This window comes from Roseibium sp. (assembly GCF_025698965.1).
Lineage (GTDB): Bacteria > Pseudomonadota > Alphaproteobacteria > Rhizobiales > Stappiaceae > Roseibium.
This window is the reverse complement of record NZ_JAILWL010000268.1, coordinates 1-8,915: the sequence shown is the minus strand read 5'-3', so window position 1 is coordinate 8,915 and position 8,915 is coordinate 1. Positions and strand designations below refer to the sequence as shown.

Annotated in this window: 11 protein-coding genes; 2 read left to right on the top strand and 9 right to left on the bottom strand. The window is 54.9% G+C overall.

The window, feature by feature from the left end:
* The 7 genes from K5905_RS20135 to K5905_RS20105 form a co-directional block, all read right to left on the bottom strand.
* A partial coding sequence (locus K5905_RS20135) for an FAD-binding oxidoreductase (protein WP_297586946.1) occupies positions 1 to 488 on the bottom strand: 488 nt, incomplete at its 3' end.
* Between the two features lie 119 nt (positions 489 to 607).
* Positions 608 to 1,456: a transglutaminase family protein gene (locus K5905_RS20130; protein WP_297586944.1), complete on the bottom strand. Its 849-nt coding sequence runs from the start codon at positions 1,454 to 1,456 to the stop codon at positions 608 to 610.
* A gap of 10 nt (positions 1,457 to 1,466) precedes the next feature.
* A complete protein-coding gene (locus K5905_RS20125; protein ID WP_297586943.1) occupies positions 1,467 to 2,585 on the bottom strand; it encodes a permease in 1,119 nt (372 codons plus the stop codon).
* A 25-nt stretch (positions 2,586 to 2,610) separates the two neighbouring features.
* Positions 2,611 to 2,907 carry a helix-turn-helix transcriptional regulator gene (locus K5905_RS20120; protein ID WP_297586942.1) on the bottom strand — a complete coding sequence of 99 codons (297 nt, stop codon included), beginning with the start codon at positions 2,905 to 2,907 and terminating at the stop codon, positions 2,611 to 2,613.
* A gap of 121 nt (positions 2,908 to 3,028) precedes the next feature.
* Complete coding sequence (locus tag K5905_RS20115; protein WP_297586941.1) at positions 3,029 to 3,835, bottom strand: SDR family NAD(P)-dependent oxidoreductase; 807 nt, start codon at positions 3,833 to 3,835, stop codon at positions 3,029 to 3,031.
* A 13-nt stretch (positions 3,836 to 3,848) separates the two neighbouring features.
* Positions 3,849 to 4,817 (bottom strand): LLM class oxidoreductase, encoded by a 969-nt coding sequence (locus tag K5905_RS20110; protein ID WP_297586940.1) that lies wholly within the window; start codon positions 4,815 to 4,817, stop codon positions 3,849 to 3,851.
* A gap of 111 nt (positions 4,818 to 4,928) precedes the next feature.
* The gene (locus K5905_RS20105; RefSeq protein WP_297586939.1) at positions 4,929 to 5,231 is read right to left on the bottom strand and encodes a DUF1330 domain-containing protein; all 303 of its coding nucleotides are present in this window, start codon (positions 5,229 to 5,231) and stop codon (positions 4,929 to 4,931) included.
* Positions 5,232 to 5,580: 349 nt separating this feature from the next.
* Between K5905_RS20105 and K5905_RS20100 the strand changes: the two genes are divergently transcribed.
* Positions 5,581 to 6,498 carry a LysR family transcriptional regulator gene (locus K5905_RS20100; protein ID WP_297586938.1) on the top strand — a complete coding sequence of 306 codons (918 nt, stop codon included), beginning with the start codon at positions 5,581 to 5,583 and terminating at the stop codon, positions 6,496 to 6,498.
* 22 nt (positions 6,499 to 6,520) lie between these two features.
* On the opposite strand, the gene K5905_RS20095 is transcribed toward K5905_RS20100, so the two are convergent.
* The gene (locus K5905_RS20095) at positions 6,521 to 7,114 is read right to left on the bottom strand and encodes a TetR/AcrR family transcriptional regulator (protein ID WP_297586937.1); all 594 of its coding nucleotides are present in this window, start codon (positions 7,112 to 7,114) and stop codon (positions 6,521 to 6,523) included.
* A gap of 84 nt (positions 7,115 to 7,198) precedes the next feature.
* Between K5905_RS20095 and K5905_RS20090 the strand changes: the two genes are divergently transcribed.
* Positions 7,199 to 8,017: a crotonase/enoyl-CoA hydratase family protein gene (locus tag K5905_RS20090; RefSeq protein WP_297586936.1), complete on the top strand. Its 819-nt coding sequence runs from the start codon at positions 7,199 to 7,201 to the stop codon at positions 8,015 to 8,017.
* A gap of 10 nt (positions 8,018 to 8,027) precedes the next feature.
* Here K5905_RS20090 and K5905_RS20085 read toward each other — a convergent pair whose 3' ends face one another.
* Entirely contained in the window at positions 8,028 to 8,480 is a 453-nt protein-coding gene (locus K5905_RS20085) for a ketosteroid isomerase-related protein (RefSeq protein WP_297586935.1), read from the bottom strand.
* Positions 8,481 to 8,915 lie beyond the last annotated feature (435 nt).

Genomic DNA, 8,915 nt, shown 5'->3' with positions numbered 1-8,915 from the left:
ACATTTACCCCCTTGGCGATCAACCAGTCCCTCAACCCCACCGCGATCTTCTGGCAAAGCAGAACTCCACCCTCAGCGCTGACAGCGCCATACCGAATGGTTGTCGCATCAACAAACGGATAACGCTCTGCTGTTTGTTCAGCAGTCAGCTCTTCAAACGGGTATCCACCTTCAATCAGACCATCGCGGTAGACTTCACCACCGTCCCCGGGTTCCTGAGAAAAAAGCATGAATCCGGTCTCGGCAAGGTGTTTGCTGCCCAGGTCATCCCACATCTCGTCCCAGGCGGCATAAGCATCGCCAATGCGGCGCTGATATCCCCCTTGCCCGCCATAGGCGCGGCGGATGATGCGGTGTTGATCACCTGACGCAGACAACGGATTTGGAATAGGGCCCTGTTCGACCAAGGTGACCGGCACCCCACGTTTTGTCAGTGCCCAGGCGGTGGAGAGACCGGATATTCCGGCCCCGACAACAAGTATCGTCATGAGTAAGATCCTGCGGAATGTCCAGGCAGATTAACCGGACACAGACCAGGCGCAAGAAGCGAACTGCCGCAAGGAATACATACCGGTCATACAATACGGAGGCCGCAGAATTGCGTTTCTCAAGCGGCAGCAACCGCGTCAACTAGTCGTCGCCGGATCGTAATCTCGGCCTTTTCCAGGTGTCCGCCAGGCGCAATCCAGGCCGGTTCAGCGATCAGTTTTTCGCAATCGATTCCGAGTTCGGGAAATGACAATCCCATTGAGTGGGCAACCGCCACCCGATCTCCCGGTTTTGGATTGAGCCCGCAACACACATCGCGTGTCCCCATTTTCAGGTGATGCGCAATATCCCACTCCAGAACAACACCCTTGTGGCGTGTTACCACCCAGCAATGCATGTCTTCACAAAAGCCGTTCTTCTCTTCGGGGAAAAAATACCCGGTGATGTATCCGGCTTCAAATCCAGCTGCCCTCAACGAAGCAATAAGGTAGGTGTTGATATCGACACAGGAGCCTTCGGTCAGCCCACATGAGAGATAAGGGATTTCCTCGCATCCATCGTTGAAACGCACCTCCGGATGGGCATATCGAAACTTTTCCGCAGCTGCGTTGACCAGTGCCTGGATTGCGGCGTGACCGTCACGCTCGGCTGCAGCGATTTGACGTGCATCTTCCACCAACTCAGCGGCGGCTCTCGTGAAACGGTTGATCCGTGGAGCAAAGACCACGTCCGGATATCCTGTTCCTCCATCGACAAAAGTGTAACGGACTTCGATGGGGTCCGTGGCTTCCGGTGTGACCAAGGCCGTCATCTGCCCGGTCATGCGCTCGCCGGCAAGCGTAAGCCGACCACCACTAACTTCGAACTGACCCGGCATCTGATACGGTGTTGGCAATCCAACTGGAACCAGAAGAAGCCTGGTGACGTCCTCATGGGACGTCACCGATATTGTCACCTGCGTCTGCATGTTTTCTCTCTTAGAGTGCCAACTGAAAGATCAGACCGGAGAGAACCGCCCCAACAAAACCAAGGCCAAGATACATGCTGAAGACCTGCGGTTTCACCAGTGACCAGACAGCCGCCATGGCAGGAATTGAACTGACAGCACCGGCAATCATGAAGGCCATGGCCGCTCCAGCGCTCATGCCCTGATCCATCAGACCAGCCAGCAACGGCGGCGCGACGTAGCTGTTGAGATAGGCAGGCATACCGACCAGCGCCGAGATAACAATCGAACCAAGACCATCTCCGCCAACAACACCTGCAATCAGGTCCGCTGGAACGTAAGTGACCAGAGCAGCTTCAAGCACATAGGCAAGGGCGAGCCATTTGACCAGGAAGAGGGCATTGGCTTTAAGCTCATCACCAAAACGCTCGGTTCGATCGCTTTCGCGCCAGAACCGCCAGACGGGTCGACCGGTCAAGGGCGATGCTCCGCAACCACATCCACCGGCCGCAGAGCCGACTTTGACCGGGTTGGAAAACACGCCGGTTTTCAGCAGCACTGAGACCAGGAAACCACCAAAGAGACCGAGCGCCACGGCAAAGACAGCCTTGCCGATGGCAAAGGGCCAGCCAAGCGCACCTGCGGTGATTAGTAGCGTCGGAGGGTCGATCAGAGGTGAAGACAGCCAGAACGCCATGATCGCCGAAAGCGGCGCTCCGACCGCCAACAGACCGGCAATGAACGGAATAACCTCGCAGGAGCAAAACGGCGCAAGTCCGCCAAAGAGCGCTGCGAGAAAGATGGCTTGCGTTTCCCTGCCTTCAAAGGCGCGTCCGACATACGCCTCCGCTCCGGCAGCCTTCAGCCAGGCAATCAATGCCACCGCGAAGGCAATATAGGGTAACGTTCCCGCAAAGGCCTTCACTGCAAAGGTAACGAAACCGACGAACTGAGCCTGGTCCAGCAGCAGGACCAGGAGCGGTCCAGCGATCACGACGGTCCAGGTCGAAAAGAGATAGTTCCGGCCGGGAAAGTTATTCCAGGTCCACTTGCGTTCGGCTTTGGCACAGTTGGTTGCCGCTGTCGATGCACCGCAACTGGTCTCGCCAGCTCCATCTGCCACTTCGATGTTTTCCAGGGTATCCGTCATCCAACTTTCCTTTCGCCCCGCCGGCTCAAACGCCGTTTTCGTCTGCGCAGCATTCTTTAAGAATGAACCCGGCAAGGTTTTCCAGGTGATCGAACGCCGCCCGGTTGATCACCGACCGGCCGTCCTTTTCCTGTAGGACCAGGCCTGCGGAGGAAAGAAACTTCAGGTGATGTGCAAGCGTCGACGCAGCCATTCCGGTCCGGGATTGAATATCCCCAACCGCCAGACCTGTGTGCCCCGCCTTAACGAGAGTCAGAACCACCTGCAAACGCGATTCCGAGCCCAATGCTGCAAACCCCTGAGCTGCTTCTTCCAGTACCATTCTCACCTCACTTAACATAACTATATTTCTAGTTATATAGTTATTTAAAGAAAGTCAACCGAAGTGAGCGGCTTTTTGACTGCCTGTCTGCCTGGGGGGCAAAAATTCGGAAACGTTAAGATCAGGTCCGGTTAGCCAGGAGTGCCTCGATGGTTCGAATAAGATCGTCGGACTTCTGCTCATCAAGACCGTCGGGATGCGGGTCGGCAAACTGACCGCTGTCGTTGTCGTAGTACCGCCCTGAGGCCTCGGCAAATTCGCCCGAAAGCGCTGCATTCACCAAAATGCCGGCACCAATTCCTAGATCGCTTCCTGCGACACCAAAGCCCTCCTTGACCATTTTGCTGGCCAGCAGCGAGCCTGGATTGACCGCGATCACAACAGGTCCCGAGGCACCCAGCCGATTCGCGAGGTGCCGCGACCACATTGTGAGCGCAAGCTTGCTTTGAGAATAAGCCTCCATGACACTCAACCGCCTGCGTCCGGCAAGCGCGTGCAAGTCGACGGGAGCCTGCGCTGCGGAAGACAGATTGACCACGCGGCTGGTTGCATCCATCAAAGGCAACAGTTTCCTGGTGAGAATATATGGCGCCAGCAGGTTGACCACAAAACGAGTATCAAGGCCGTCATCTGTAACTTCGTTCGGAGTACGCAGGATACCTGCATTGTTGATCAGAACATCCAATTTCGACTGTTGTGCAGAAACATCATCAGCCAGCTTGCCAACCTCCTGCAGTCGCGAAAAGTCCGCCAGATAGGCTCCAATGTCGCCATCACCGCCAATTGCGCCAAGTTCAGTCCTTGCCGCCTCGAGTTTCTTCAAACTGCGACCATGCAAAAGCACAGTATGCCCGTGAGCGCGCAACAGTTTTGCCGTTTCCAGACCAATGCCGTCAGTCGAACCGGTGATCAAAATGGTCTTTCTCATGCTTTCCTCTCAATTATCCGGAAAAGTCCGGCAGCAGCTCGTCTGAGAGCTGTCGCAAGGTTGTTTCGATATCTGCTCCATTGAAGCGCAGGTTCAAGGCCACATGGTTGACACCAATGGATTCCATCGTCTTCAGGTAGGCGCGCGAGTGATTGACACCTAACCGGAATCCGAGATGGATCGGCAGCGGGGATGCATCAGGTGTATCCGTCAAATCGACGTAGAGCGGCTGCATGACGGGCTTGTCATGCTTGGCGTTCTCCAGCAAACGGCATCGCCAATCTCTTATCACCCGCTCTTGCACGCCCGGATTTCGGGGATAGGTCATCCTGCCGTCGCCATTGGCGGCAATCCAATCCGGCTCCTGTTGGCTACCACCGGTGATAAGCAGGGGTAATTTACCCGCTTCCGGTTTCGGCAACATGTCCATGCCTCCCCCGGGAGCTCCATGGAGATTTTCAAAGGTCGGCTGGCTTTCCGCCATTTTCCGGATGTAGTCGAAACTCCCCCGGAACCGTAGACCACGATCCTCGAACGGTAGATTGAGCGCGGGATACTCTTCGGGCCGGTCACCGGAAGCAACACCCAAAATGAGACGCCCTCCGGAAAGCACATCCGCACTGCTTGCTGCCTTGGCAACATGTGCCGGATGGCGCAGTGGCAGAACAACGCTGGCAACCCCAAGCGCAATCCGTTCAGTGCTGGCAGCAAGAACTCCCAGATAGACGAACGGATCGAAGATCTGACCAGCGTCGCCAAAGGAAGGAACATTAAAGGGCACGTCGCGCAGCCATACGGCAGCGAACCCGAGCGTCTCCGCCAGTTTGACACGCTCAACATGACGGGTCATATCCGGAACCGCGCGATGCCCATAACTTTCAAGTGGCATCACAAGGCCCAGGCTCAACCTGTTTGGTTGAAAGGTTGAATTGAAACCACGGTTGATCACTTCAAAACCCGGGGTTTCCATGCGTTTGAGCATCGATGGCTTCCTTCAGATAATCTCTGATGACCAGATCGCTTCGGTATTGCGCTCCTCACCTGCTCGCGATGCGAGCTCCGCGAATGCAACATGAGGACAGAACCGGGAGGATCAGGTGAGATAGTCCTTGCCTGCGATCAGAAAGTGAAAGCTGTTCGAACCCTCTGTTCGAGCTTTTAAATAAGGCGCGTATTCAGCGTCTTGCATGAAGTTCACCGCGGCCTCCCTTGAGGGCCATTCGATAACGATCCGCAGGGTGCTTCCCTGAGCTTCGCCTTCCAATTGCTCGTGGCTGGAAGTACGGGCCAGGTATTTGCCGCCATATTGAGCGACCAGCCTGTTCGCCGGGCCGAGGTAATCTGAAACCCATCCTTCTGAGGTTGGGGTTACGGCAAGAACAGAATAATAAGCCATTTGCATGTTTTTCCTCTGGATGCAGAACTGGTTCTATATGATTGGTTCGACGTGAAAATTCGCCGACTTGTTTGAAGACTTCCGGCACAATTGCAGTCTGTAGCGCCCGCTGATCGTCAGGCAGTCCCCTTAGGCGTCCTCAACATCGGCTCCGAACTCCGCCCGTTTGCCGTCCTTGATTTTCGCATTGTTGATCCAGCTGCCATTCTTGAACATGGATTTAACCTTTTCCCTGTGTCGAGCTCTCGAGGCAACGGCGTCTGAAACGTGACAGGCGGAAAATATGTCTCTTGAAAAATTATATAAACAGGAGAAAACTGAGTTCATAATTCTGATTTTGGATATAATAATGGACACACAAAGTCTTCGTCTGTTTGTCTTGGCTGCGGAAAAACTGAATATCAGTGCCGCAGGCAGAGCGCTCGGCATGCCTCCGGCAGTCGCCAGCAGCCGGCTTGCGAAACTGGAACAAGCCCTTGGCGCTGATCTGCTGCATCGCTCGACGCGCAAAGTTGCCGTGTCTCTGGAAGGATCGGAATTCCTCCCTTATGCGAAGGAAATGCTCGCCCAGGAAGACGCAGCAATGGCCGCTCTTGGGCTGGGCAGCAACCGCGTAACCGGAACACTCAGATTTGCTGCCTCCAGCACGTTCTCGCAACTCTATGTCATTCCGCTTTTGCCGGAGTTTCTGGATCTGCATCCCGGCGTCAATCTGGATCTCCGGCTATCCGACACCGCCTTCGATCTGATCGACGGCAGTTTCGATCTGGCCTTGCGAAACACTGTTCTGGAGGACAGCAGTCTGAAGGGGCGCAAGTTGGCCGACGACCGGAGAGTTCTCTGCGCCTCGCCTTCGTATCTCGCAGAGCACGGTACGCCCTTGTTGCCGGAAGACTTGAAAAACCACAATCTGCTGGCTTTCAAAAACCAATCGGCAAAGGGGCTGGTCGGTCCGGACGGGAAAACCGGCAGCTACGACCCACGCTCGGCATCCTGCAGGCTCGTGATAGACGACGGCCTCAGTCAGAAATTGGCAACCATTGCCGGAGCCGGTATTTCCCAGAATTCTCTCTGGAGCGTTCACCGGGAAATCGAGGACGGGTCGCTGGTTCACCTCCTGCCCGACTATGAACTCGATGATCAGTCAGCCCTTTGGCTGGTCTATCCGAAGTCCAATGTCCTGACTGCTAAGGTACGTGTCTTCATCGATTTTCTGATTGAGAAAATCGGCAGGACACCGCCCTGGGCAAATGCCCCGAAGAACTGAAAAGCAAACTTTTCAATCTCCTCTAAGACACGGCTCCGGACCTATTCACGGCGCCCGCCACAAGCGCTTTCGCAGCTTCTCCCGCAGCTTCCGCATACTCGGCGTCGCGATGTACAAGGATTGTCGAAAAGGCCCCATCCAGTAGCAATACCACATGCCTTGACAGGGCGGCTGCAGCTTCCAGGCCTCGCGTACTGAATTCGTCTTCGAGCCAGGCTTCAAATTTCTTTTTGTGTGCAGCACCGACCTTCATTGCCGGGTGCCCAGGCATATTTGCAAGTTCCGCCGCCGTGCGCAGGAAACCGCATCCTTTCCACTTCGGATGTCGTGCGGAGATCGCAATCTGATAAAAGATGGCGGCAACCTTGTCCGGCAATTCGCCTTCTGCCTCTGCAAACCACTTGCGGTAGAGTGCCAGATTGGGCTGATCACGCGAAGCCAGATAAGCCTCGATCAGATCGTCCTTGCTCTTGAAATGGTAATAGACGGTCTTCTTCGTGATACCCGCTTTTTCGGCAATGTTGTCGAGACTGACGGCGCGAATGCCCTCGGCGTAAAACAGTTTGTTGGCCGCCGTCAGGATACGGTCGCGTGCGCTTGAAGTCTGCTTGCTCATGCCAGAAGTATACTCACCAGTGAATATACTTCAACACTCACATTGAGTAGTTTTTCTCCGTCTAAACAGAAACGGGAATACGAAATGACGGATGTTGTATTTTTGGAAAAGCAAGGCGCCGTAGCACTCTTGACGATCAACCGGCCCGAAAAACTCAATGCACTGAATTACAGGGCAAACGATCTCATTTTGAGGTATCTGGACGAAATCGAGCGAGATGACGCTCTGCGAGCTGTCATCATCACCGGGGCAGGCCATCGGGCATTTTCCGCCGGAGGCGATATCCACGAATTCACCGAAAGCATCAAGTTAGGGCCGGACATCGCTGTCCGCGATTTCTGCCTCCGGGGACAGCGCATGACAGGTCGTCTGGAAGCTTTTCCCAAACCGATCATTGCCGCAGTTAACGGCCTGGCTTATGGCGGCGGCTGCGAAATCACCGAAGCCGTTCATTTGGCCGTCGCCAGCGAGACCGCCCTCTTTGCAAAACCTGAAATCAACATCGGCATCCCACCCACATTCGGCGGAACCCAGCGTCTGCCTCGTCTGGCAGGGCGCAAGAGAGCTCTGGAACTCCTGTTGACCGGAGATAGTTTTACAGCTGCCAGAGCTCATGAGCTCGGTCTGGTCAACACGGTTGTTTCGCCGGGCAAGGTTCTCGATACGGCTTTCGGCATGGCAGAGCGGATCCTGCGCCATTCACCGCACGCTGCTGCCCGCATCCTTTCAGCCGTCACGAGGGGGTTGAACACGAGCATTGCGGAAGGATTGTCGATCGAATGCGAACAATTCGCCCGTATGGCGGCAACACCGGACGTTCATGAAGGATTGAATGCGTGGATCGAGCGGCGAATGCCGCAATACGGCCCGTCACAAGGTGGGAATACGATCAGCCAGCTTTGACCCGAAGCATTCAGGCGTCCTCGGATGCCTTCTCCGCGTCCCCTTCCCCGGCTTCCCGGTTCACCTGATCAATCCAGTTCTGCAGATTGTAGTAGGTTGTAATACGGGCGATTTGGCCATCGCGGATTTCAAAAAAGCTTCCTGCCGGCAGCTTGTAGGTCTGCCCTTCGGCCGGCGGCAGGCCTTCATCTGTACCGATATAGGTACCATGGACGATAAATTCCGCTGCAGCGCGAGTGCCTTCTTCATTGACGAAAAGTACAATATCGGAAAGCCGTTCCTTGTAGCAGCGGGTCATGTGGACATTGAACGACCAGAATTTGTCCTTGCCGACCCGACGCTCCCCCTGATTGACATCATGGATCAGGTCATCGGTCACAAGGCTCTCCATCTTCTTGGTATCGCCAGCATTGAACGCTGCGAAATATGTGTCGATCAGGAACCGGGACTGCTTGTTGGGCATGAGATATCACCAAGGCAAGTTTCAATTTGGCCGCGAGTTTGCCTGCAGGTCCTCAAACGCGCAAGAGGCGCTGCGAACTCTGGTTTACGGATCTTCACCGAAACCACTTCCATTGCGCCAAAGTCAGGGAAACACACTCGACCAAGCGGTTGTTCGATTGAAACGCCTACATGGTGACACCGCGAAGTTTCATTTAATAATATTTTTCTTTCTTTATTTGACCGCTTGATATAATAAGTATTTTCTTTCTTTATTGAGGTTACCATGTCCACCAGTTCGCCAGCGCAATTTCCCGCAAGCCAACCTGATCAATCAGGACTGTTCTCGCCAGGCCGGCTCGCCGGTACGCTCGCTCTCATTCTTGGCGTTGGCTCCCACGCCCTCAACAGTTTTGTGACCACGGCCGTTCTACCGGACATTATTCGCGATCTCGGT